The organism is Synechococcus sp. RS9909, assembly GCF_014279595.1.
Taxonomy (GTDB): Bacteria; Cyanobacteriota; Cyanobacteriia; order PCC-6307; family Cyanobiaceae; genus Synechococcus_C.
Genome location: NZ_CP047943.1, coordinates 1,264,430 through 1,285,149, shown reverse-complemented (window position 1 = coordinate 1,285,149; position 20,720 = coordinate 1,264,430). Strand labels below are relative to the sequence as shown.

Below are 20,720 nucleotides of genomic sequence, written 5' to 3'. Positions count from 1 at the left end.
CGAAGGTATTAAGGACCACCCGACGGCCAAGGTCCCGCCGAGGGGCGCTTGAGTCTCGCCTAAGATCGGGAGATGGTGATCGATTGCGTCAGCTTTTGACGCCCGCCGCCGTTCTGTGGCTTCCTACTGGGGTCATGTCATGCCGACGCCAGAGGCGCTGAATGGATCGGAATCGTTTGGAACGCTGTGTGGATGGATCGGCTGCGGCCGAGAACGCCCCCACCTACGTGAGTATGGAAGCGGAAATTCCCGAAGTGCTCTATCGCGGCATGAAGGAGTTCATCGGCGATCACCCCCACTGGGATCAATACCGGCTGATGAGTTCCGCCCTGGCCCATTTCCTGTTCCAGAACGGTTGCAGTGATCGGGCTGTGACGGAGCGCTACCTCGACGACCTGTTCAGTCGCTCCCAGGCCTGAGCGCCGCCAGACAGGCCCGGCGTGTGATCGCCATCATCGTGAGCGTGGGGCTCTGCCAGGCGGAGCTGGGCCAGCAGGCGCCATCCACCACCAGCACATTCGGGCAACGCCAGAGCCGATTCCAGGGGTCCACCACACCCTCGGCTTCGTTGGCCGCCATCGCTGCCCCGCCCACCTCGTGGATGTAGTAGCCGGGGGGAGCGGCACCATCAGCCAAGGCGACCGCCTGGCGCAGCAGCGGTTCGATCAGGGGGGCCTTGACCAGATCGACCAGGGGCAACATCGTGCCGCCGGCAACAGCGATTGCAGCGGCGATCGTCTGCTCCATGTGCCGGGTCATCGCCTCCTCATTGCGGCGCCAGCGGCAGTCGATGTGCACGGTGGGGCTGCCCCAGCGATCGAGAGGCCCCTCAAGGCTGACCCGATTAGCCGGATCCGGAAGCACCTCACCGTGGCCGATCAGGAACCCGAGCCGGCAATCGGGCTGCCGTTTGAGCCAGGCGGGCGGATCAAAGCGGTTGATGCCGCCCCAGAGGCCATAGCCCCGCAGGGGCAGGGCGGCACTGGTGTCGGGCAGCTCATGACCGAAAGGAAGAAAAAAGCTGCCGGCGCCGGAAAGCTCCGCCGGGGTCGCCGCGTGAGCGCTTGGATCGGCGGGCGTTGCTGCCGGCATGGCAAAAAAGCGGCAGGTCGAGACGTGATCCATCAGGGCCACGCCGAGTCGCCCGGAGGGATCGATGAAGCCGCGACCCTCAGCCGCCTGTTCTTCTGACTGCAACAGCAGACGCAGGGTCTGGATCGTGGAGGCGCAGAGCACGATCTGCTCAGCCGCAAGTCGCTGCCGCTGGCCTGTGGCCCGATCGATTGCAATCACCGCTTCAGCGCGGTCGCCATGGCGGTTGAGCTCGAAGCTCTCGACGCGGTGATCACTCAGGAGCTGCACGCGCCCTGTCGCCAGAGCGGCCTGCAGGGTGCTCCCGGGGCTGCTGGAGCTGGGCCAACGCGTCCTGGCGTTGGCTGGGTGGGCCGCGAAGCCACGGGAGGGCATCCACGGATAGCCGAGCTGCTCTCGCACGGCGGCAGCAAAGCGCTGTTCCTCGAGGGTGGAGGACAAGGCCTGCTGGGCCCAGCCATCGGGAACCTGGCCAAAGCCATCGCGTTGCCCATGCACGCCGAGCCGTTGCTCCAGGGCCGTGTAGTGCGGATCGAGATCGGCGTGGCGAATCGGCCAGCTGCTGCCGACGCCATCCCGTTCAGCCGCCTGAAAATCAGCGTCTGAAAGCCGCAGGGTGATGCCGCCCCAGGTGAGGCTGCGGCCCCCCACCTGATCGGCACGGGTCCAGAGAAAGGGACGATCGGCCGGATGGCTGTAGGGGTGCTCCTGTTCGTCGATATAAAGCTGGGGGTTGTGCTTCCAGTAGCCGGGATGCTGAGCCTGGCGTTGCTGTCGTCCGCTGCTGAGGGCGCTGAAGCGGCGCAGGCTGTTGAGCGGTTCAAAGCCCAGGGCATCGCGCACCGACAGCGAGCGCCCCGCCTCAATGACCAACACCCGCACTCCGGCCTCGGCCAGGGTGAGGGCGGCCACACCACCGGTGGCGCCGGAGCCCACCACGATCGCCTCCCAGGGCCGCAGATCCACCGCTCAGCAACAGCGCCAGAGCCCGTTCTACCTGTCAGCACTGTCGGCTGGATCCGTCAGCGACACGATGGTGCACTGGGCATTGAGTCGGCGGATGCGCTGTTCCTGGCGATCGGCCTCCACAGCGTGATCAAGATCGATGCGGGTGATGCGGTACCCAAGCTTCCGAGCGACAAGAACCAGCTCGCGTCGCGATCGGCACTGGCGAAGGGAGTGACGGACCGTCCCATCGGTTTCCGCCGCCTCCACCAAACGCTCCAGCTCAGCCACACTCATGCAGATCGTGCATACCCCATAGGTCTACCAAGTTCCAGGGAGATCGGCAGGAGCAGGGCCAGGTAGGCGCCGCTCCCTGGAGGTGTCGTGCGATGACGTGCCTGCATCACTGAAAGCGCCTGCCTTCGGGCGGCCGTCAACAAGTCATCCAGCCTTGGTGGCAATACCTACCTTGAAAGAACACTCCATGGCGTCTGCTCCGGTGGGGAGCCATCGCTCCATTGCTCCCCATCCACGTGCTTTTGCGGATCTGCCTGTTTTCGCAGCACTGTTCACCACCTGGCTGGAGCTGCATCTCGGCGTTGCGCTGACCTTTGCGATAAGCGATGTTGAACTGGAGGATGGATTTGCCCGACGTGTGGTGTTCGTGCAGGCCATCGTCAGCTTCCTCTTCTATTCCACAATCTTCAGCATGGTCACCAACCTGATGGTGAGCTGACGCCAAACAACAGCGACGCACCCATCAAGGTCATGATCAGGTTCTCGGCCAAGCTCACCACACCAAGCGGTGTGCGCGTGTTGCCGCCCACGCAGGCGCAATTGAGGGCGAGGTGATCGATGAACACCGCCTTGCCCACCGACAGCATCCCCATCCCGCCCAACAGCACCGCCACCGCTCCCACCAGGCCATCCAGACCGGACGCCGGTTGCATGAGCATGCCCAGCCCCACCAGCAACTCCACCCCTGGATAGAGCCGGCTCCAGGCCCGCCAGCGCTGGCTGAGCAGGTCGTATTTCAGGAAACTGGCGGCAAAGGCCGGCACATCCATCAGCTTGAGCATCGCCAGCAGACTGATCGCCAGGCCCATGAAGCCGCGCAGGCCTGCGCCAAGGGCAAGGGCCATCAGGGCCGCGCTGACAAAGACCGCAATCACCGGGGTATAGGACACCTCCGGTCCCTCCGCCTTCACCCCCAACCGCGCGGCCAGTTCGCTGTAGCCACCGATCCGCACCGGGCCGCTGAACACCTGGGGCGTGCTGCTCACGCCGTAGGTGCGTTTGAACGTCTCCACGTCGTCAGTGCTGCGCAACGGATGATCCTCAAAGGCAATGCCCTGGCTCTGCAACAGAGCCAACGCCTTCAGGCCCCAGGGGCAGGCGTGCTCCGGCGTGTCCATCCGATAGAGCTGAACATCCCGCAGCGCTGAACGATTCTCAGGAGAAACTTGTGTCATCAGCCCTTGATCGTCTGGAACGGCTGGATCAGTCTTGTGGAAACTCCATCCGCAGCGAAGCCATTGCCGATCGCATCGACCTCACATCACCATTCTGACTGATGCGAAAGACGATCAGCCCCAGTCCTGAGATCACGGCACGATCGCGAGGCCAATGGGCTGGCCTCGGCGCTGCCCTGCTGTTCGGATGCAGTGCTCCCTTGATCAGCACGCTCACGGCGACTGGCTCTCCCTTGACCCTGGCGGGCCTGCTTTATGGCGGTGCGGCACTGATGCTCTGGCCCCTGCAGCTGCTCAAGGCCGGGCAATCGCAAGAAACGCCTGTGCAAAAAAGCGACTGGGGAGGGTTGGTGATCCTGACCCTTCTTGGCGGTGTGATCGGCCCATTGGCCCTGGTGAACGGACTGGCGCTGCTCTCACCAGCATCCAGCTCGCTCCTGCTCAATCTGGAAACCGTGTTCACGCTCTTGATCGCAGTCCTCCTTGGCCGGGAACACATCGGCGCTCGTGGTGTTCTCGCCGCGGGCCTGACCATTGCCGGGGCCCTGATCCTCTCGGAGGGTTCACTGGCTGGCAGCACCTGGCAAGGCGGCGCCTGGATCACCGTGGCCACACTGGCCTGGGGCATCGACAACACCATCAGCCAACGCCTGACTCTGCGCAATCCACTTCAGATCGCCGCGATCAAATCCCTTGGTGCAGCCGCTCCCATGCTGGGCCTCGCCATGGTCATGCAGGAACGATTTCCATCGCCTGCGGTGATGGCCCTCTTGCTGTTGATCGGTGCACTGGGCTATGGCCTCTCGATCTGGCTGGATCTGCTGGCACTCCGCAATCTGGGGGCGGCCAGAGAAGCGGTGCTGTTTGCGGCAGCTCCTTTTGTAGGTGCATTGTTTTCCGTCGTCGTGTTGCAAGTGCCGCTCACGATTGCCATCACGCTGGCATCAGCTCTGATGCTCATCGGGGTGGTGCTTCTGCTTGGCGATGAACACACCCACAGACACCGGCATGCGCCGCAACGTCATAACCATCGCCACCGTCATACCCCCCAGGCCGAAAGCCTGCATCACAACCACGAGCATCCGCCTGATTCTGAGCCTGAGAACGCAGACGAGCAACCGTTCTGGCATGCTCATGAGCATCTCCATCAAGAACAGGAGCACGACCATTCCCATGTGAGCGATGCTCACCATCGTCACCAACACTGACTACAAAGAGTGCTAATACCTCAACGACCTTCGCAGTGCTGAACGGCCTTGAGATAGAACAATTGACCAGGACCGTCCTGGCCTTTCAGACCACTTGACCGCCTTGAATCGCTCATCGCCGTTGCAGCAGCTGCTTTGGCCAGTGGCGCGGACGATCTGATTCGCGCACTGTCAACTTCACCATGGAACCTGCCAAGGGCAAACCGCCGCGTCGCACCACATCACCGACGTGCCAGATCACAGCGCCACTGATGATCATCCACGCCAGAAGATGCAGGTGATAAGGCCAATGCTCCAGTTCACCGGTTCGCAACCAGTCCTCATCCATCAATTTGCCGCTGCCGATCGCCAGCAGCAGCCCGATCAACACCGCAGCATTGGCCGGGTGGCGCAATCGGGCCCGACCAGCAGTGAAGGCATAGAGCGCCAACAGCAGCGCCACGGGCCAAAGCACCACACCGATCGTTCCATGCACATCAATCCAATCGCCCGGAACAGCTGACAGTTGCAGCCATCGACCGTCGTGATTGATCAACACCACCAATCCGCTCAGCCAGGCCAGCGGCACAAACAACGCCGTGATGCCATGCAGCAAACGCAGGAGAGACGGCTGATAGGGAGTCGCCCGGCCCATCAACCCTGGCTCGCTTCTGAGGCCAGGTAGCGGAAGAGCACCTCCTCCATCCCCTTCTGGGTGCGGCCATGGGGACGATGGCCCTTGGCGATCATGCCATCAACTCCTTGCTTGTACGCAAGTCTACGGAACTGGACGAAACCACGTGATTAGCGCGAGATCTTCTGATCCCAGAGCGCGCAAAACGACACTGCGGCGGTGACAACGCCAGCAAGCAGGGCTGATCGGTCGACCCGTAGTGCGCCTCATCAGCTGACGGGCGCCATGGCCGTTTCTACGGTTGCGTGCAGGAGGTTCGCTGAAGCACCGACAGGCGCGGTTCAGCTACGGGCGCATGGGAGTGGTGAATCGTTGCGCCATCGGCATTTCTGCCAAGGAGCCGATGCGGGCCTGGGCCCATGCAATGGAACCGGAGGGGACGATGCTGGCTGAGCTGGAGCCCTCGCTCTATCTGATCCCCCTCCAGGATCAGGACCGCCCGGTAGAGGAGCGCCTGCGAGAGCATGTCCTGCCGATCTTTCGAGAGGAGCTGCGCTGCTGGTGTGAGGACCCCAGCCACTGGCCCCAACCACTCACGCTCGAGCTGTTCCTGCTCTGGTTCGATGTGCGCTTCTACGGCCTGATCGATGATCTGGCAATGGAACAGCCGCTGCGCAATCAACCCACACCAGACGAACGCCAGCTGCTGGAGGAGCTGCTCAGGGAGATCAATGGCAGCGAGCCCTGACACGAGGGTTAACCCAGGGTTAACCTTGATGCAGGAACACCAGGAGGTGACCATGACCGCCACCACCCAACAGCTGGTGCAGTTGATGCAGCTGGAAGAACGGGCACGCACCTGCACCAACCGCGCAGAAGCACGGCTGTTCATCGCCGATGCCGAGGCCGCCAAACGCAAGCTCTGGGGCGACAGCGCCGAGGCCCAGCGGACCCACTTCTGAATTCACGGGTCGATCAACAAGTCAGCACCAGTAGGGGCAGGGCTCATCGACGGGCAGCATCGGTCTTGGCACCAACAAACCAAGCGCTGCAGGAAGGCGCAACAAGGAGCGTGATGGTCAACCCTCTCTGGATTAGGCACGGCCGAATGGATGGAGACAATCAACAAGAAATCAGGCGTGCTCACGCGAATTGGCACTGGCGTTGACTGTGATCTTTGAAGGACAAACAGCCAGACCAGCAGCCCCTTGAACCCCCTCAGCTCACTGGCGGCCGGCCTTCTTGACAATCTCTTTGCTGGTGATCACCGCCACCGGCTTCTTTTTCCTGGGCAGTGCACCATCCTGGAGCACCAGGTAACTCGCCATCGAGAGCGTCAGGCCCAGCGCAGCGACGGTGGTCCACCCCAAGCACCTGCTCCGGTTCATGCTTTCCGCAATGGGTCCATCCCCAAGCTGGCAGATCAAGCAATCATTCGTGAATCCGTCACCCAGGCAACCGAGGCGTTGAGCTGACATGAGCGTTGGCAGAGGGAATGGCAGAGCTGATCAGCTGCGCTGGGCGAGATTGGTGTCGGAGAGCGGTGCACCCTCGAGCTCCAGCTCCTGACCGTGCACCAGCTCAAAGGCGGTCCAGACGTCCTCAACCTCACGGCAGTGATGATCGACGTCACAAACCCGGTAGCGACCGGAGTCGAGCCTTTCGATCGAAGAACCGCGGGGCGTGGAGGCAACAGCAAAAGCAGACATGAGTCTCAGGCGTCTCAAAACTGTCTAGGCCCGGTTCGCGGACGCTGTTGTGATCGATGCAGCATTCAGCAACCGGCCGGCCAGTTCCGCCGCCTGGAGGCAGCTGGGAAGGCACCGCATTGACAAGCGCTGCCATGCTGACCCCAAAGTCCGACTCTGGGAGGCCCGAACCACGAAAGTCACCGTTGAACTATCGGACTCTGAGATGAGCGAAATCCTTGACCTGACGGGCGAGCGCAAAAAAGGACCCGCCATCCGCCGTCTGATGGAGGAGGCTTTGCAGCTGCGGCGCAGGGCTCGGATTGCCCAGAAGTTTCTCAACGGTGAGTGGGGGGTGGAGTTGGACACCTATGAGGCCGACCAGGAGCGCGAACGGAGGCGCGCTCAGGAGCTCAGTTCATGACCCTGCTCGCTACCCCAGAGAACCTCTGGCAACGGGCCATCGATCTTGGCCAGGCCTGCCGTCAGATCGGCCGCACGTTGCTGAGCCTGGATCTGCTGATAGCCGCAGTAGCCCTGCACCACAACGCTGTGCTGGTCACCTTCGACGCCGACTTTGAAGCCATAGCCTCGGTGAGCGCCCCTGCGTCTCAACCGCCTGACCCGCCCTGTCTGAAGCCATGACGGACCATCCCGTCAAACGCCGCAAAAAGCTGATCCGCAACGACGCCCGGCCGCACCGCTGGGTGGCGTTGCAGCAAGACAAGCGCGCCTGGGGTCTGTTCTGGGCTGGTGCTCATCACCTCAGCGGTCTGGCTGGTGATCCTGGCGTTGATCAGTGGGGGCTTCCTGCTGCAGCTGGAGCGTCAGACCCGCACACTCGAGATGCTGCTGGAGCGGCTCGAGGCCACCGACATCAGGCCCTGAGGGCGACTGGTTCCAGCCGATACCGCTTGCGTGAAAATCCCGCAAGGCGCGCGATGATGGAGCCATGGCAGCCACACCCAGCCCGCTGGTGACCCGTGAAGCCCTGTTGGCCTTCACCAACAGACTGGTGGATCATTTCGCGCCTGAGAAGGTGATCCTATTTGGGTCGCAGGCCAGGGGCGAGGCGAGCTGGGATTCCGACGCAGACATCTTGGTGGTGATGCCGTTTGAGGGGAGTTCGCTTGAGCAGCGGCTCACCATGTTGGAGCTGGCAGCGCCGTCGTTCCCCGTGGACCTGCTGCTCTGCAAACCGGAAGCAGCCGTGCAGCGGTATGGATGGGGAGATCCGTTCATCCGGGAAGCACTGGATCACGGCGAAGTCCTTCATGGCTGAATGCACCCCATTGGTGAAGGCCTGGATCCGCTATGCGGAGGATGACTGGCACGACAGCCTGATCCTGATCAATGCAGGTGGTCATCAACGCAATGTCTGCTTTCACCTGCAGCAATGCCTCGAGAAGCTGTTCAAGGCTGAACTGATGCGAATGGAACAACCTGTTCCCAAAGTCCATAACCTGCGTGAGTTGTCTGATCTTTTGCATCAGGCCGATGAAAGCTGGAGTGCGTCATCGATCGATCTCAACCGGTTGTCGTTAGCAGCCGTTGATTTCCGCTACCCCGATCCCAGCGAACCAGCACCGGCGGTGGATGTGATCGGGCTGTTCCTACTCCTGCCGGCGCCGCTGTTACGAACCAGGTTTCACAGCAAGATCAGGGAACAGTTCGAGCAGCTTCCGATCGAAGGTCAGTAGCGGGCAGCTCAGCTCCTAAGCGAGCACCACGAATTCGGCGTCATAGCTGGAGCAGCCATGGCCCCATCCAGATCAAGCCGTTCTGCACGCAGATACTTCAGCAGGACATGACGAAATTCAAAAACCCAGAGAGCCGGCAGTCGCCAATCTTTGTCTGCAACGCGCCATTGCTGAACGGCTGCGGAGTTTTGCGTCGGTAGGAACAGCTCGATCAGAACATTGGTATCAGCAACGAGCATCAGGATTCCGGATTGATGCGGTAACCGAAGCGATCCAATTCCGGTGGATGGCTGTCTCTCCCAATCGCAGCGATGATTTCTTCGCTGGTCAGCGGTGGCCCCTTGAACTGACTTCTCAGCCGCGCCAACACATCAAGTTCCGCTCTCACCTCTCCGGGGTCACGGGGCTGCTGCGCCGCTTGCGCAGAACCAGGGAAGCGGGCCATGGTCGCTCGAATGCTGTGCAACGCGTCTTCGGGCAGAGGAACGGGCGGCTCCACTGGGCTGGGATCGGCGGCGATGCACTCCAGGGCTGCCAGCACTTCATGGTTGAGGCTGCGGCCATGGGCACGGGCACGCTCCTCAAGCCGCGCCACCACCGCATCAGGCACGTCGTGCAGGGTCAGGGTGGCCATCGGGCCAGGCCTCCTGGCTGAGTGAGATCTCCCTTCAGTTTGACAGCGCAATTCACGTTTCGAGCTCCTCTGCCCCATGGCCCGCCCCAAGGAGCTCTGGGAGGAGTACCGCGATCTGGAGCAGCGTGCGGGGCTCAGCAACGCCGGGTTGCACTTCGGTCTGCGCTTCCTGCAGGAGGTTCTGGACTTGATCGGAATCGCCCCCTTAGGTGGAAAGGGTGCTTGCCACAGTTCCAGCGGAGCTCCCGATCGCTCTCGGCATCATCCACCAGGCGTTCGAACGCCTGCCAGCTCATGCGGGGCCAACCCCAGGGGTGAAATCACACTGCCGCCAGGAGCGGATCCAGGCAAGTGGAATGGTGGAGGGAGGCGAGGCATGAGCGCCGAAATCAGACCTACTGTGGTCGCATCAGCGGAGTCAGTCGTGTCAGAAGTAGTCGCAAGCCAGGTCTCGGTGCGGGATCTCAAGACCCACCTCTCCGAATGGCTGGGCCGGGTTCAGGCCGGTGAGGAGGTGGAAGTCACCTCACACCGCAAACCGATCGCCCGCATCACGGCTGTGAAGCCAGCTGCACCAGCTCCAGCGAGCCCGCTGCAGCGCGCGATCAATGCCGGCGTGATCAGCTGGAATGGTCAGAACCCTGTCATTCCACCACCGGTCAAGCTGAATGATGGTGGTCCACTGATGAGCGACATTGTGATCGAGGATCGTGGCTAGACACTGTGATCCTTTTCTGTGACACCTCTGCTCTTCTCAAGCTGTTCATTGATGAACAGGACAGCGAGAGCATGATCAAGGCGCGCTCCGCTTCAGAAGGAATTGCAGTTTGCAGAATCACCTGGGCCGAGTCGATGGCCGCATTGGCCCAGCGCACTCGCTGCAAGGGTGCCAATCAAGCTGGATTGGCACAGGCCAGATCCATGTTTGAGCAGGCTTGGCCTGGCTTTGCAATCGCCGATGTCACCCAGTCGCTGGTCGAAAAAGCTGGAGTCTTCTCCGAAGCCTTCGCCCTGCGTGGCTACGACAGCGTGCAGCTTGCAGCCGCCCATCAGTTGCATGAGCAGTTTGCGCTTCCGCTCACCTTCGCCTGCTTCGATCGGCGACTCAATCAGGCCGCCAAGCTCTTGAAACTGGTGGTGCTTCCGTGACAGTGAAGGCCGCGGTCACCACCGGGTGGACCATCTCGATCAGCTTGGGGGCCGAGGCCTGCGATGGCTTCCTGGTGCGGACGATCAGATGTGGACGACACTGCAGCCAGAAGCCGCGATGATGAGCAGATGACTCCTTATCTCCTCCAACCCTGGGTGAGCTGCGTCTACAGGTGTTCGGCTCGGTGATTCACGGGACGGCGCGACCGGGCAGCGACCTGGATCTGCTAGGAACCTGTCGCACATTTTGCTGGGGCCATAGCGTCGACATGGAGCCCCTGAGCTTCAGGGATACCTGTTCTCAGCTGGAGCGAACTGAACCAGGCCCTCAGGCCGGGGCGGTCGAGGCCCGGAACAGCTTCAGCAGGTTGTGGGTGGTGGCCATCAGCGCCCATTCCCCGTTCACCTTCTCCAGGCCGCGCAGGCAGAAGCGATCCAGTCCCCTGGCGCCCTTGATCTGACCGAATACCGGCTCCACGATCGTCTTGCGCAGGGCATAGATCGCCTGACCCGCTTTGGACCTGAGCCTGCGATCCATCCGCCCCTTCGCATCGAGATCTCTGGGTGCAGGTCCCCGCGATGGCTGGGGCCTCTGTCCGTGTTGCTCCCGGCTCGTGGAGATGTAGGCCTTCAGGCCCCTTTGCTCGCACGCCTCCAGGTTGGCGGTGCTGCAGTACCCCGCGTCAGCAATCAGGGCCTCGGGAGGTTGACCGATATTGGCCTCGATCCGCTCCAGCATCGGCAGCAGGTGCACCGCGTCGCTGGGCTGGTTGCTCACGCCGATCGCCACGATCACCTTGTGATCCCCATCCACTGCGGCCTGGGCGTTGTAGCCCTGGATCCAGCCGCCCGAGCCTTTGAGGATGTGGCTCTCTGGATCCGTGAAGTTGCGCTGGGCCTGAGGTTTGGGTTCACCTGCTGCATCGGTGGGGAGCTGGCGACTGGGCAGCGCCAGCGGATCGTCACCTGCGTTGAGGACTGGGGAGTCCAGCCCCGCTGCTTCTGCCTTCAAGGTCGCCAGCTTCCGGGCCTCCTCTGCTCGCCGGCGGGTTGCACGGGCCCGGCGTATGGCCCGCTTGCTGCGCTGCTCCTCGCCAGTGGCCTCGGCGTCTGCAGCCTCCTGATCGGCCGCCTCTGCCTGTTCCTCCCGTTGCCGTGCCTTACCGGCAGCAGCCTCTGCCTCCAACTCCGCTTTGGCCTTGCGGATCCACTCCAGCCTGCTGGCTCGGCGCTGCAGCTCTTCCGGCAGCTCATCGCCCCGCTTGCCCTTGCCGTACTGACCGTCTTCCTGGGCATCGAGGATCTCGGCCTTGCGCAGCAGCGCCCGTATCTCGTTCTCAAGCTGCTTCTCGCTTTTGAGCATCCGTTCGTGGCTCATGGCCTTGTGCCTGCTGGCATTGGCTTACTCCTTCGGAGAAGACTTCGTCTACACCTTGGTGCCATCGAGGGCGACATGGCCCAGGCTCACCAACCCGGCCTTCTGACACAGCCGCAGCACCTGAACAAACAGCCCGGCCAGGGCATCGAGGTGACGACGGCGGAAGTCACTGATGCGGCTGTGGTCCGGTTGCTGGTTGCCGGTGAGCACCCGGAAGGCGGCGTCTTCCCAGCAGGCCTTCTCGATCCTGCGGGAGCTGGGCAGCCCGACGCAGTAGGCGTAGAGCAGCAGCACCACCATCATCCGCGGGTCATAGGCCTTCTCCCCGCGCGGATCCTTTTAGCCGACAGATCCAGCAGGAAGAACACCAGGTGGTTCTCCGGCAGCCACTCCACCGGAGACGGTGACAGCAGCAGGGTCTGCTCGGGATTCCAGGGACGGAAGGACTTGGGTTTCACCATGCCCCATTCTCTCACCCAGAGCCCCTGCTGTCACAGGGATCTGGGCGGATTCAGGGGCGGCGGAGAGAGGAGCGTGCGCCGATCTATGTGCGACAGGCTCCTAGCCTCCAATTGATCCCTTCATCACCATCTCCTGAGGATCAGGGCCTGGTCTGCAGCAACGGCAACAAACAAGCCTGGACAGCGCATCCGACAGTGACATTGTCCTGCCGGCTTCGGCCGGGTCATGGCGCCTGGTTTCCCTGATGGTCGATCGACTGCTGGTGCTTCAACATCTCGACTGTGAGGGACCGGATCTCATCGCTGATCTGGCACTTGAGCGTGGGCTGGCTGTGGAGGTGTTCCGGACTGATTGCGGCGATCGCTTACCGGATCACACCGAAACGCCTGGCAGTATCGCCCTGGTGCTCGGTGGCCCGATGAGCACCTCCGATCCGCTGCCCTGGCTGCAACTGGAGCTCGAGTGGCTCCGCTGCAGACACCAAATGCAACAACCGATCCTCGGCATCTGCCTTGGGGCCCAGCTCCTCGCTATCGCCGCAGGTGGCTCGGTGGAACCCCTGCGGGTCGGTGAACCACCCGTTCCCTTGAGAGAAGTCGGCTACGGCGCCATTCACTGGCTCAGGAACGCAGAGCAGGAACCCGTGCTCAGGGGCATGAACCCAAGCGAAATCGTTTTGCACTGGCATGGCGATCGCATTCGCCTCCCCGCCTCAGCGACATTGCTGGGCTCCTCCCTGCACTGCCGCGAGCAGGTCTTTCGCATCGCGCAGCATGTCTTCGCTCTGCAATGCCACCTCGAGGTGAGTGGTCCCAGCCTGGAGCGCTGGATTGAGGAGGATCGGGACTACGTCATCGCCGCGATGGGAGCCGATGGACCTGAGCAATTGCTTCAGGACTGGAGCCAGCTGCACCCCCAGATCGAACAGCAGGCCCGCAGGCTCTTCTCCAACCTGCTCGATCAATGGAGCCGCTAAGACAGCTCGAGCCGGTTTCGCCGGCCATTGGCGGATGGCCTCGAGGGCAACCTGGTGGTGCCTTGTTTCCTGATAGCCAGCCTCAAGCACCAAATTGAATTTGCCACGTCGGACCCAGAATCGAAGACATAATCGTCGGCCAGCCACTGGATCAGCTTGTTGTCAGTTTTGGCAGTAGATTGCGATCACATGGCCAAAGGTGCAGCATCTGGCTTCTTCGATTGACAGATTATCGATCACACTGCTGTCAACATGCTGGCAATCACACATTGAAGCAACCTCCCTTGCAAAAGATCAATTCACCGGGTTGGAACGTCTCGAGTCGCCCTGCGGACCCATGTCAGATCAGGTCAATCAGCTCCGCGCTTGCTATCAGTGGTTGAGTCGAATCGAACCATGACATCGGCAAGCACCTGGAATCGCGACGGACTCCCGGCCTGGAGCTACCGCAGCGCACGGTTACTAGAACTGGAGAAAGAGAAGGTTTTTCTTAATCATTGGCATGTCGTCGGTCACGCCAACGATCTCAAGCAGCCTGGAGACTGGCTGAGCTTTGAGCTCCTGGGTGAACGAGCCCTGGTGATGCGGGGTCAGGACGCTGTGATTCGCGCCTTTCACAACACATGCCGGCATCGGGGCTCAAGGCTGGTGGAAGGGGACCAGGGGCATTGTCGTGGCGCCATCATGTGTCCATTTCATGCCTGGATTTACACATTGGAAGGAGAGCTTAAGAAAGTTTCCCAGCCAGAAAAATTCCCTGATCTGGACAGCAACACCTGGGCACTGAAGCCCTTGGAGCTAGAGATCTGGCGAGGCTTCCTATTTCTGCGGTTTGAACCTGGGCCGCAGGGCTCGATCGCGGAAATGATGGCGCGACACGAGGACGAGCTCAGTGTTTACCCGCTGGAATCACTCGAACCAACCGATGGCCTGTACACCAGCCCGATCACACCGGTGAACTGGAAAGCAATGGTCGACGTCGACAACGAGTGTTACCACTGCCCCACTGCCCATCCGGGCCTCACCGATCTCTACGGACGTCGCTACGAGGAAGGTCCATGGATTGATGGAACCCATCGCATCCGAGGCCCCTTCAACGAGAACCCATCAAGGCGAGAGTTGAATCAGCGCTACCGAGAGCTGGTGGAGCAACACCCGGAGCCCTTCCGCTCCATTCCACAAGCCTGGCTTTACATCGGCCTGTTTCCAGTCTCCGTGCTTGTCTTTTATCCAGAATCAGCAGGCTTCTACCGCTCTATTCCGCTCGACGCGCAGACCTCGGTGATGACGGGAGCGACGTACAAGTACGACGGAGAAAGCGAGAGCATGACACTCGCCAGGGAAACATCAACAGCAATCGATGCGGAGGTAATGCTGGAGGACAAACATGTCTGCGAACTGCACTATCAGGCCACTGCGTCGAACTATTGGGAACATGGGCTGCTCGGAGACTCTGAAAAAGCGTTGCGGGAACATCACGACTTGCTCCGAAAACTCATCCCTGAGCTGAACAGTCCCAAATCACCTTCCGACTCCTGGCATTGACTCCACCAAACCATGATAGTTCGAGATCATGACTCCTGAGAAGATGAGAAGCAAGCCAAGAGCAACCTTCCATCCAAATTTCTCTTTATAAACGAGAATTCCCGTCAGGGTCACAACAGACATACCGAGGCCACACCAGATGGAATAGGCAATTGCAAGGGGCAGCCTTGCCAAGGCCTGCCCCATAAAAGCGAACGACAGGATGTATCCCAGGACCGCGACAGAACCCAGGACTGGCCTCTTAAAGCCATTGGAGCCCTTTAACGCGGTCGTGCCAATATTCTCAAAAAGAATGGCGGCAATCAGAACGGCGTAACCAAGCAACATCAGGCCGCCTCCTGTTGACTTGAGTTCAAAACAAGAATTCCAACAAAAACGAACATCAAGCCAAGGAAGACAGAAGGCGTTAAAGCCTCTGAAAAAAGAAAAACACCCGAAACACTCGCCACCACCATGCCAACACCAACCCAAAGCGCATAGGCGAATCCCATGGGCAGAACCCGCATGCTTCTCCCGAACCACAGCATGGAGAGGGCGTAGCCTGCAAGAGCCAGCACGGTAAGTGGCAATTGCGTGAAGCCATTCGATGCCTTCATAGCCGAGGTCCCGATCTGCTCCGCTGCGATTGCCAGAAACAATTCGAACAGTGCACCCCATCGCCGCCTCGCCTGCGGTTGGCTCTGTGGCTCGCTTTCCATAGATAGAGATAATTCTTTGAATCTTACATGCGAAGCCGCCCGACCCGAGCCGGAGTCACCCCTCAGCCGCTTTGCCATCACGACCATGATGAGCGCAGACACAACAGTTATGCACGTATAAAAAGTTCGTCTTTGTGCTCCACTGATTCCAGGCGATCTCAGAAGAACAACTCAAAGCTTTCCTGGAAGCCGTCAATGCTGATGCGGAGCTGAAGGCAGCTGAGGATGCCGACGCCGTGGTCGTGATTGCCAAGACTGCAAGCTTTGCGATTTCAACCGCTGACCTCAAAAAGACTCAATCAGAGATTTCGGAGGTGGACCTGGAGCGTGTTGCCGGTAGCCAGAACGTTCCTCAAACAGATATTTTTGAATGCTTTTTACACTAACCAACCGACACCAGGCCTCAACAAAATCACTTAGCATGTAAGCTCTCACCTATTGAGATGGCATCAACGCCGTTGCAGCAGCTGCTTTGGCCAGTGGCGCGGACGATCTGATTCGCGCACGGTCAACTTCACCATGGAACCTGCCAAGGGCAAACCGCCGCGTCGCACCACATCACCGACGTGCCAGATCACAGCGCCACTGATGATCATCCACGCCAGAAGATGCAGGTGATAAGGCCAATGCTCCAGTTCACCGGTTCGCAACCAGTCCTCATCCATCAATTTGCCGCTGCCGATCGCCAGCAGCAGCCCGATCAACACCGCAGCATTGGCCGGGTGGCGCAATCGGGCCCGACCAGCAGTGAAGGCATAGAGCGCCAACAGCAGCGCCACGGGCCACAGCAGCACACCGATCGTTCCATGCACATCAATCCAATCGCCCGGAACGGCTGGCAGCTGCAGCCATCGACCGTCGTGATTGATCAACACCACCAATCCGCTCAGCCAGGCCAGCGGCACAAACAACGCCGTGACGCCATGCAGCAAACGCAGGAGAGACGGCTGATAGGGAGTCGCCCGGCCCATCAACCCTGGCTCGCTTCTGAGGCCAGGTAGCGGAAGAGCACCTCCTCCATCCCCTTCTGGGTGCGGCCATGGGGACGATGGCCCTTGGCGGCCCAGATGCGATCGAGTTCCATGCGCAACTCGGGTGTGATCCAGCAGGAGAGGAGCACCTTGCCCTCCCGACTGGAGGTGCAGCGCTTGGCGTCCATGCCATCAATTCATAACTTGTACACAAGTGTACGCAGCTGGACGAAATCTATGGATTAACGCGAGATCTTCTGATCCCAGAGCGCGCAAAACGACACTGCGGCGGTGACAACGCCAGCAAGCAGGGCTGATCGGTCGACCCGTAGTGCGCCTCATCAGCTGACGGGCGCCATGGCCGTTTCTACGGTTGCGTGCAGGAGGTTCGCTGAAGCACCGACAGGCGCGGTTCAGCAATGGACGCATGGGAGTGGTGAATCGTTGCGCCATCGGCATTTCTGCCAAGGAGCCGATGCGGGCCTGGGCCCAGGCAATGGAACCAGAAGCCCCTCTGATCGATGATCTCGAACCCTCGCTCTATCTGATCCCAATCCAGGATCAGGACCGCCCCCCCCCCAACGAGCGCCTGCGAGAGCATGTCCTGCCGATCTTTCGGGAGGAGCTGCGCTGCTGGTGTGAGGACCCCAGCCTCTGGCCCCAACCGCTCACGCTCGAGCTGTTCCTGCTCTGGTTCGATGTGCGCTTCTACGGCCTGATCGATGATCTGGCAATGGAACAGCCGCTGCGCAATCAACCCACACCAGACGAACACCAGCTGCTGGAGGAGCTGCTCAGGGAGATCAATGGCAGCGAGCCCTGAGTGGCAACACAACAGGAACCAGGACGCGCTCCCTTGGAGACCCTGGCGCCGCTGCGCTGCTGTGCCTACAACTCCATCAAGTCCCTGGCGTTGGCAATGGAGATTCTCAGCCAGCGCACCCTGCCTACACCCCTCGAGCTGATTGCAGAACAGACCGGTGCCGATCGCTGGTTCCTGCCCACGGGCAGCGTGATCGTGCAGCAAGGCGATCCGGTCCGCGCCATCTTTGCCGTCGAGCGCGGGCTGGTGTCACTTGATGGCCCGAATATCGCCTCCTCCTCTCGCTGCCGCAGCGGCGATCTCTTCTCCTATCCCGATCTCGCCTCACGGCATCAGCACCACCAACTGGCGGCCAGGGCGCTCACACCCGTGCAGCTGCTGCGCCTGGATCGAGCCTCCTTTCTCGAGCTCATCCATCGCCACCCCACGCTGGTGATCGAGTTGCTGCAACAGCAACACGGCCGTCTCCGCGCCCAGCGCCGGCAGAGCACCATTGCACCGGCTCCCTTCCCCTTCCATGCCACCGCAGAGGAGCACCACGCCGCCTGATCAGACCCATCACAACCGCCATCCGCGCCAACGCGCACCAATGGGTTAACCCAGGGTTAACCTTGATGCAGGAACACCCGGAGGTGACCATGACCGCCACCACTCAACAGCTGGTGCAGTTGATGCAACTGGAAGAACGGGCACGCACCTGCACCAACCGCGCAGAAGCACGGCTGTTCATCGCCGATGCCGAGGCCGCCAAACGCAAGCTCTGGGGCAACAGCGCCGAGGCCCAGCGGACCCACTTCTGAATTCACGCGGGTCGAACCGACCAACCGCTTCTGGTTGAGCACTGCCGGCCACAGAGCAGCGCGAGGGCAGCCCCATCCAGACACGGGCCTGCTCACACGGCAAGGATCGAGCCATGCACCCCTGCGGGGTGTCCTTGCCTGAGGGCTGCGCGGCCGTGGCTCAGCGGTGGGGTCTCTCGCACTTCCGCTCCATGGCCTCCGCTGTTCAACCCCTCTCCTGCCCGATCCGCTTCCTCTGCATTCATCGCTATGCCCCAGGTGTCCCCAAAGGCGGCACCAGCCCCTTTGAGCTGCAGTGGCTCGGCAAGCGCGGCAAACCCGTCAAGAAAATGCGCCTGATTCCCGCTGAGCGGGCCCATGCCATCGCCCGCAAGCTGCAGGGCACACCCGGCGTCACCGTCTCGGTGCTCTGAGCACAGGCCCGCCGGCCATTGCCATGAAAAAGCCCCGCTTATGGCGGGGCTCAGCTTTGGATCAGGCGGGGCGGATCAAGACGCAAAAAAGGCCCGACGCCAGGCGTGGCCTTTCTGAGACCAGGGCCAGTACGCAGCTGCCAGGTCGCGAGAGCATGAGCGCAAGGCCTTGATGCTGATTCCATGTCCTTCCTTCGCCGCCAGATCGATGATCTCCTGCGGTGAAGTACAGCAGGAAATGGCCTGCTGCAGATCGGAACGGCCATCACAAACCGCGACAAAGGCCAACAGCTCCCTCAATTCCGACTCAGGGGGGGGGCAACAATTGGACTCACGCGTCTAGAACGCGAACGAATGGACTGCTACCAACTTCTACTGAATGAAGGCTGGGCGCAACCCGAATCGCGTTTTCATGCAGGATCCGCATCAACTCAGGCGCCTCCCCTTTCAGAACGCCAGTTTCAGCACGGTCTCGCCATCAAAGCGCTGATCACCGGGGCGGGTGAAAAAGAAGCAACGGCCGCTGTCTACCTCCAGCGCCAGCACGTAATCGATCAAGCCCGCAGCATCCGCAGCAAACAGGGCCGCCACCAGATCGTCTTCGCCACGGCGCTCCGCCACCTGTCCGTTGCAGAAGACGATGCGCAGAACCTGATCCATGACAGCTGATGTGGCTGCCACAGGGTTCCGGGCTCCGTGTTCCGGGCTCCGTGGCCCCACCTCAGCGGTCCGGGTCGAGCACCTGCCGCCGCGTGCGCTGCACGCCATAACCGGCACCAGCACCAGGGTTGGGGTTGGTTCCTCCGCCGGGGCCATCGAGGGCCTCCAGCTTGATCGCCAGGCCCATCACCGTCGTCAGCAGACCGCTGAGCACCGCAAAGGCGCGCTCCTGCCCGTCATCGCACTGCTTTCCCTGCAGCGCTCCTGTGCTGCAACCGGCAAACAGCAACACCGCGCAGGCGGCAATCGCCATCACCACACCGGTGATCAGCCGTTTCACCCAGGCACCGCTCATCAGTTCACCTCCTGTGATTCACCACCGGCCAGACCTGCTGCGCTCCTGACAGCTGTGGGCAGCAGGGGCATCGCCACACCCAGCCGCACACCACTGGAGAGCTCAATCAGGCACGGCCCCGCACTGGCTTCTGCTCCAGCTCCTTGCGCATCAGCGCCGCAGTCCGACCGCAGCACATAGCCCGCACCAGCTCCGCTCCCAGAGCGCACGTCACTGCGCTGCTGCTCCCATGCCTGCGACACCGGCGCTGCCAGCGCACTCGCCAGCAGCCCCGCCGCCAGCCATTCCGCCGCACCCATCACACGCAACCTCCTGTCGTCTCGATTGGCTCTCCTGCAGGGTTCCGGGCCCGGATTCGCCATCAGAACAGCACCTGCTCCATCCCCCGGCGCAACCCCGCCAGCCGCTTTTCGGCTCCCGCTGGAACCATCTCCTGCTCCTGCCAGTGCACCAGCAGATAACCGCGCACATCACGGCCATCGCTCAGCCCGCACACCAACCAGGGCCCGTCTGCACCCCCTGCACCACCGCGGTAGCGGGGGGCCGGATGCACAAGCGCACCGCTCCAGCACTCCCCATGCAGCATCGCCGCCAGCGCTGGCATCAGGTTCGCGTGCATCACCCCGGCTGTTGCCGTCGGCCAGCCGCTCGTCGGTTCATTCGACCAGATCAGCTCGATCCCCACCGCTGAATGACGGCCCACCAGGGCGATCTGCGTCGGCTGGTACTCCACGGCAAATCCCGCCAGCAGCTCCATCACCTGCCGTTGGCGTCTGGGCCAGCGCTGCAGCAGCACCGCCATCGAGGTGCCCTGCTCCCGTTGCAGCAGCACCTCCACCACCAGCTCCGGATGGCGCCACAGCAGCCAGCCGCTCGCCAGCAGCACCGCCAGGCTCAGGGTTGAGAACACCTTCCAGAGCGCCCCAGCAGCACTCCGCGGCGGACGCAGCCAATCGCGCAGCAGCGCCCAGAGCGAGGCCGGCCACTCAGCCAGCCCCAGCTCAGGCGATGGCCTTCTCTCCTCAGGCGCATCAGGGCAGGGCAGGGGCGGAATCGCATCGGGCACAGAACGCCTACGCATCGGGTCCCTCCAGGGTTCCGGCCCCATCCCTCCTGGCCTCGCTCTGATCCAGCCCGG

The 20,720-nt window shown here is 61.6% G+C and carries 38 protein-coding genes; 19 read left to right on the top strand and 19 right to left on the bottom strand.

Translation table 11 applies throughout. From position 1 onward, the window contains the following. The first annotated feature begins 161 nt into the window (after nt 1–161). Nucleotides 162–419, top strand: coding sequence for a DUF2811 domain-containing protein (locus SynRS9909_RS06480; protein WP_007102589.1), 258 nt, complete (start codon nt 162–164; stop codon nt 417–419). On the opposite strand, the gene SynRS9909_RS06475 is transcribed toward SynRS9909_RS06480, so the two are convergent. Next, nucleotides 400–2,058 (bottom strand): GMC oxidoreductase, encoded by a 1,659-nt coding sequence (locus tag SynRS9909_RS06475; protein WP_007102590.1) that lies wholly within the window; start codon nt 2,056–2,058, stop codon nt 400–402. The genes SynRS9909_RS06480 and SynRS9909_RS06475 overlap by 20 nt on opposite strands. A gap of 27 nt (nt 2,059–2,085) precedes the next feature. Further along, nucleotides 2,086–2,334 (bottom strand): Nif11 family protein, encoded by a 249-nt coding sequence (locus SynRS9909_RS06470; protein WP_007102591.1) that lies wholly within the window; start codon nt 2,332–2,334, stop codon nt 2,086–2,088. Nucleotides 2,335–2,431: 97 nt separating this feature from the next. On the opposite strand from SynRS9909_RS06470, the gene SynRS9909_RS06465 reads away from it, so the two are divergent. Beyond that, a complete protein-coding gene (locus tag SynRS9909_RS06465) occupies nt 2,432–2,773 on the top strand; it encodes a DUF1345 domain-containing protein (RefSeq protein ID WP_162858334.1) in 342 nt (113 codons plus the stop codon). Here the strand turns inward: SynRS9909_RS06465 and SynRS9909_RS06460 are convergent. Further along, nucleotides 2,751–3,509 carry a MauE/DoxX family redox-associated membrane protein gene (locus tag SynRS9909_RS06460; RefSeq protein WP_007102593.1) on the bottom strand — a complete coding sequence of 253 codons (759 nt, stop codon included), beginning with the start codon at nt 3,507–3,509 and terminating at the stop codon, nt 2,751–2,753. The two genes, SynRS9909_RS06465 and SynRS9909_RS06460, sit on opposite strands and share 23 nt — an antisense overlap. Before the next feature lie 101 nt (nt 3,510–3,610). On the opposite strand from SynRS9909_RS06460, the gene SynRS9909_RS06455 reads away from it, so the two are divergent. Further along, nucleotides 3,611–4,717, top strand: coding sequence for a DMT family transporter (locus tag SynRS9909_RS06455; RefSeq protein ID WP_007102594.1), 1,107 nt, complete (start codon nt 3,611–3,613; stop codon nt 4,715–4,717). A 112-nt stretch (nt 4,718–4,829) separates the two neighbouring features. Here the strand turns inward: SynRS9909_RS06455 and SynRS9909_RS06450 are convergent, their stop codons facing one another. Further along, on the bottom strand, nt 4,830–5,351 hold the full coding sequence (locus tag SynRS9909_RS06450; RefSeq protein WP_007102595.1) for a hypothetical protein: 522 nt from the start codon (nt 5,349–5,351) through the stop codon (nt 4,830–4,832). 334 nt (nt 5,352–5,685) lie between these two features. Here SynRS9909_RS06450 and SynRS9909_RS06445 point away from each other — a divergent pair, with 334 nt between their 5' ends. Together SynRS9909_RS06445 and SynRS9909_RS06440 are read left to right on the top strand one after the other, a co-directional pair. Further along, nucleotides 5,686–6,078, top strand: a complete 393-nt coding sequence (locus SynRS9909_RS06445; RefSeq protein WP_007102597.1) for a hypothetical protein — start codon at nt 5,686–5,688, stop codon at nt 6,076–6,078. A 52-nt stretch (nt 6,079–6,130) separates the two neighbouring features. Beyond that, on the top strand, nt 6,131–6,292 hold the full coding sequence (locus SynRS9909_RS06440) for a hypothetical protein (protein WP_162858278.1): 162 nt from the start codon (nt 6,131–6,133) through the stop codon (nt 6,290–6,292). Nucleotides 6,293–6,553: 261 nt separating this feature from the next. On the opposite strand, the gene SynRS9909_RS06435 is transcribed toward SynRS9909_RS06440, so the two are convergent. Both SynRS9909_RS06435 and SynRS9909_RS06430 read right to left on the bottom strand, forming a co-directional pair. Continuing rightward, a complete protein-coding gene (locus SynRS9909_RS06435; RefSeq protein ID WP_162858335.1) occupies nt 6,554–6,700 on the bottom strand; it encodes a hypothetical protein in 147 nt (48 codons plus the stop codon). Between the two features lie 138 nt (nt 6,701–6,838). Further along, nucleotides 6,839–7,039: a hypothetical protein gene (locus tag SynRS9909_RS06430; RefSeq protein ID WP_007102600.1), complete on the bottom strand. Its 201-nt coding sequence runs from the start codon at nt 7,037–7,039 to the stop codon at nt 6,839–6,841. Nucleotides 7,040–7,244: 205 nt separating this feature from the next. On the opposite strand from SynRS9909_RS06430, the gene SynRS9909_RS13990 reads away from it, so the two are divergent. The 5 genes from SynRS9909_RS13990 to SynRS9909_RS06415 all read left to right on the top strand — a co-directional run bounded on the left by SynRS9909_RS13990 (nt 7,245) and on the right by SynRS9909_RS06415 (nt 8,718). Further along, on the top strand, nt 7,245–7,442 hold the full coding sequence (locus SynRS9909_RS13990; RefSeq protein ID WP_007102601.1) for a hypothetical protein: 198 nt from the start codon (nt 7,245–7,247) through the stop codon (nt 7,440–7,442). Then, complete coding sequence (locus SynRS9909_RS13985) at nt 7,439–7,663, top strand: PIN domain-containing protein (RefSeq protein WP_007102602.1); 225 nt, start codon at nt 7,439–7,441, stop codon at nt 7,661–7,663. The genes SynRS9909_RS13990 and SynRS9909_RS13985 overlap by 4 nt, the downstream gene beginning before the upstream one ends. 108 nt (nt 7,664–7,771) lie before the next feature. Beyond that, nucleotides 7,772–7,906, top strand: coding sequence for a hypothetical protein (locus SynRS9909_RS13980; RefSeq protein WP_007102603.1), 135 nt, complete (start codon nt 7,772–7,774; stop codon nt 7,904–7,906). Nucleotides 7,907–7,970: 64 nt separating this feature from the next. Continuing rightward, on the top strand, nt 7,971–8,300 hold the full coding sequence (locus SynRS9909_RS06420; RefSeq protein ID WP_007102604.1) for a nucleotidyltransferase domain-containing protein: 330 nt from the start codon (nt 7,971–7,973) through the stop codon (nt 8,298–8,300). Beyond that, on the top strand, nt 8,293–8,718 hold the full coding sequence (locus tag SynRS9909_RS06415) for a HEPN domain-containing protein (protein WP_007102605.1): 426 nt from the start codon (nt 8,293–8,295) through the stop codon (nt 8,716–8,718). The genes SynRS9909_RS06420 and SynRS9909_RS06415 overlap by 8 nt, the downstream gene beginning before the upstream one ends. An 8-nt stretch (nt 8,719–8,726) precedes the next feature. On the opposite strand, the gene SynRS9909_RS06410 is transcribed toward SynRS9909_RS06415, so the two are convergent. Continuing rightward, a complete protein-coding gene (locus SynRS9909_RS06410; protein ID WP_162858336.1) occupies nt 8,727–8,957 on the bottom strand; it encodes a PIN domain-containing protein in 231 nt (76 codons plus the stop codon). Continuing rightward, nucleotides 8,957–9,352, bottom strand: a complete 396-nt coding sequence (locus SynRS9909_RS06405; RefSeq protein WP_007102606.1) for an Arc family DNA-binding protein — start codon at nt 9,350–9,352, stop codon at nt 8,957–8,959. Before SynRS9909_RS06405 ends, SynRS9909_RS06410 begins: the two co-directional genes overlap by 1 nt. 424 nt (nt 9,353–9,776) lie before the next feature. Between SynRS9909_RS06405 and SynRS9909_RS06400 the strand changes: the two genes are divergently transcribed. Both SynRS9909_RS06400 and SynRS9909_RS06395 read left to right on the top strand, forming a co-directional pair. Further along, nucleotides 9,777–10,070: a type II toxin-antitoxin system Phd/YefM family antitoxin gene (locus SynRS9909_RS06400; RefSeq protein ID WP_038001398.1), complete on the top strand. Its 294-nt coding sequence runs from the start codon at nt 9,777–9,779 to the stop codon at nt 10,068–10,070. Between the two features lie 5 nt (nt 10,071–10,075). Further along, nucleotides 10,076–10,501 (top strand): type II toxin-antitoxin system VapC family toxin, encoded by a 426-nt coding sequence (locus SynRS9909_RS06395; protein ID WP_007102608.1) that lies wholly within the window; start codon nt 10,076–10,078, stop codon nt 10,499–10,501. Between the two features lie 328 nt (nt 10,502–10,829). Here the strand turns inward: SynRS9909_RS06395 and SynRS9909_RS06390 are convergent, their stop codons facing one another. Genes SynRS9909_RS06390 through SynRS9909_RS06380 form a run of 3 tightly spaced genes read right to left on the bottom strand, consistent with a single transcriptional unit; the run spans nt 10,830 to nt 12,340 of the window. Further along, the gene (locus SynRS9909_RS06390; protein ID WP_007102609.1) at nt 10,830–11,879 is read right to left on the bottom strand and encodes a transposase; all 1,050 of its coding nucleotides are present in this window, start codon (nt 11,877–11,879) and stop codon (nt 10,830–10,832) included. A gap of 48 nt (nt 11,880–11,927) precedes the next feature. Next, on the bottom strand, nt 11,928–12,182 hold the full coding sequence (locus tag SynRS9909_RS06385; protein WP_007102610.1) for an IS1182 family transposase: 255 nt from the start codon (nt 12,180–12,182) through the stop codon (nt 11,928–11,930). Further along, a complete protein-coding gene (locus SynRS9909_RS06380; protein ID WP_007102611.1) occupies nt 12,179–12,340 on the bottom strand; it encodes a hypothetical protein in 162 nt (53 codons plus the stop codon). Before SynRS9909_RS06380 ends, SynRS9909_RS06385 begins: the two co-directional genes overlap by 4 nt. Before the next feature lie 245 nt (nt 12,341–12,585). On the opposite strand from SynRS9909_RS06380, the gene SynRS9909_RS06375 reads away from it, so the two are divergent. Together SynRS9909_RS06375 and SynRS9909_RS06370 are read left to right on the top strand one after the other, a co-directional pair. Continuing rightward, the gene (locus SynRS9909_RS06375; RefSeq protein ID WP_007102612.1) at nt 12,586–13,317 is read left to right on the top strand and encodes a type 1 glutamine amidotransferase; all 732 of its coding nucleotides are present in this window, start codon (nt 12,586–12,588) and stop codon (nt 13,315–13,317) included. 396 nt (nt 13,318–13,713) lie between these two features. Beyond that, nucleotides 13,714–14,862, top strand: a complete 1,149-nt coding sequence (locus SynRS9909_RS06370) for an aromatic ring-hydroxylating dioxygenase subunit alpha (protein WP_007102614.1) — start codon at nt 13,714–13,716, stop codon at nt 14,860–14,862. Here the strand turns inward: SynRS9909_RS06370 and SynRS9909_RS06365 are convergent. Both SynRS9909_RS06365 and SynRS9909_RS06360 read right to left on the bottom strand, forming a co-directional pair. Further along, nucleotides 14,839–15,189, bottom strand: a complete 351-nt coding sequence (locus SynRS9909_RS06365) for a multidrug efflux SMR transporter (RefSeq protein ID WP_050752537.1) — start codon at nt 15,187–15,189, stop codon at nt 14,839–14,841. The two genes, SynRS9909_RS06370 and SynRS9909_RS06365, sit on opposite strands and share 24 nt — an antisense overlap. Continuing rightward, nucleotides 15,189–15,662: a multidrug efflux SMR transporter gene (locus SynRS9909_RS06360; protein WP_255479249.1), complete on the bottom strand. Its 474-nt coding sequence runs from the start codon at nt 15,660–15,662 to the stop codon at nt 15,189–15,191. Before SynRS9909_RS06360 ends, SynRS9909_RS06365 begins: the two co-directional genes overlap by 1 nt. Nucleotides 15,663–15,715: 53 nt before the next feature. Between SynRS9909_RS06360 and SynRS9909_RS06355 the strand changes: the two genes are divergently transcribed. Continuing rightward, the gene (locus tag SynRS9909_RS06355; protein ID WP_071933969.1) at nt 15,716–15,946 is read left to right on the top strand and encodes a Nif11-like leader peptide family RiPP precursor; all 231 of its coding nucleotides are present in this window, start codon (nt 15,716–15,718) and stop codon (nt 15,944–15,946) included. 63 nt (nt 15,947–16,009) lie between these two features. Here SynRS9909_RS06355 and SynRS9909_RS06350 read toward each other — a convergent pair whose 3' ends face one another. Next, on the bottom strand, nt 16,010–16,531 hold the full coding sequence (locus SynRS9909_RS06350; RefSeq protein ID WP_007102617.1) for a hypothetical protein: 522 nt from the start codon (nt 16,529–16,531) through the stop codon (nt 16,010–16,012). Beyond that, entirely contained in the window at nt 16,531–16,719 is a 189-nt protein-coding gene (locus SynRS9909_RS06345; RefSeq protein WP_007102618.1) for a hypothetical protein, read from the bottom strand. Before SynRS9909_RS06345 ends, SynRS9909_RS06350 begins: the two co-directional genes overlap by 1 nt. A 239-nt stretch (nt 16,720–16,958) precedes the next feature. Between SynRS9909_RS06345 and SynRS9909_RS06340 the strand changes: the two genes are divergently transcribed. The 4 genes from SynRS9909_RS06340 (at nt 16,959) to SynRS9909_RS06325 (ending at nt 18,567) form a co-directional block, all read left to right on the top strand. After that, nucleotides 16,959–17,354, top strand: a complete 396-nt coding sequence (locus tag SynRS9909_RS06340; protein ID WP_007102619.1) for a hypothetical protein — start codon at nt 16,959–16,961, stop codon at nt 17,352–17,354. Continuing rightward, the gene (locus SynRS9909_RS06335; protein ID WP_007102620.1) at nt 17,355–17,903 is read left to right on the top strand and encodes a cyclic nucleotide-binding domain-containing protein; all 549 of its coding nucleotides are present in this window, start codon (nt 17,355–17,357) and stop codon (nt 17,901–17,903) included. It begins immediately after the preceding gene. Between the two features lie 89 nt (nt 17,904–17,992). Then, nucleotides 17,993–18,154 (top strand): hypothetical protein, encoded by a 162-nt coding sequence (locus SynRS9909_RS06330; protein ID WP_240307797.1) that lies wholly within the window; start codon nt 17,993–17,995, stop codon nt 18,152–18,154. Nucleotides 18,155–18,345: 191 nt separating this feature from the next. Then, nucleotides 18,346–18,567: a hypothetical protein gene (locus tag SynRS9909_RS06325; protein WP_038002037.1), complete on the top strand. Its 222-nt coding sequence runs from the start codon at nt 18,346–18,348 to the stop codon at nt 18,565–18,567. A gap of 447 nt (nt 18,568–19,014) precedes the next feature. Here SynRS9909_RS06325 and SynRS9909_RS06320 read toward each other — a convergent pair whose 3' ends face one another. The 4 genes from SynRS9909_RS06320 to SynRS9909_RS06305 all read right to left on the bottom strand — a co-directional run bounded on the left by SynRS9909_RS06320 (nt 19,015) and on the right by SynRS9909_RS06305 (nt 20,663). Then, nucleotides 19,015–19,227, bottom strand: a complete 213-nt coding sequence (locus SynRS9909_RS06320; protein WP_007102623.1) for a hypothetical protein — start codon at nt 19,225–19,227, stop codon at nt 19,015–19,017. 61 nt (nt 19,228–19,288) lie between these two features. Then, nucleotides 19,289–19,582 (bottom strand): hypothetical protein, encoded by a 294-nt coding sequence (locus tag SynRS9909_RS06315; protein WP_007102624.1) that lies wholly within the window; start codon nt 19,580–19,582, stop codon nt 19,289–19,291. After that, nucleotides 19,582–19,944 carry a hypothetical protein gene (locus SynRS9909_RS06310; protein ID WP_186593827.1) on the bottom strand — a complete coding sequence of 121 codons (363 nt, stop codon included), beginning with the start codon at nt 19,942–19,944 and terminating at the stop codon, nt 19,582–19,584. The genes SynRS9909_RS06315 and SynRS9909_RS06310 overlap by 1 nt, the downstream gene beginning before the upstream one ends. Continuing rightward, nucleotides 19,944–20,663, bottom strand: a complete 720-nt coding sequence (locus tag SynRS9909_RS06305) for a hypothetical protein (RefSeq protein WP_162858338.1) — start codon at nt 20,661–20,663, stop codon at nt 19,944–19,946. The genes SynRS9909_RS06310 and SynRS9909_RS06305 overlap by 1 nt, the downstream gene beginning before the upstream one ends. Nucleotides 20,664–20,720: the final 57 nt, after the last annotated feature.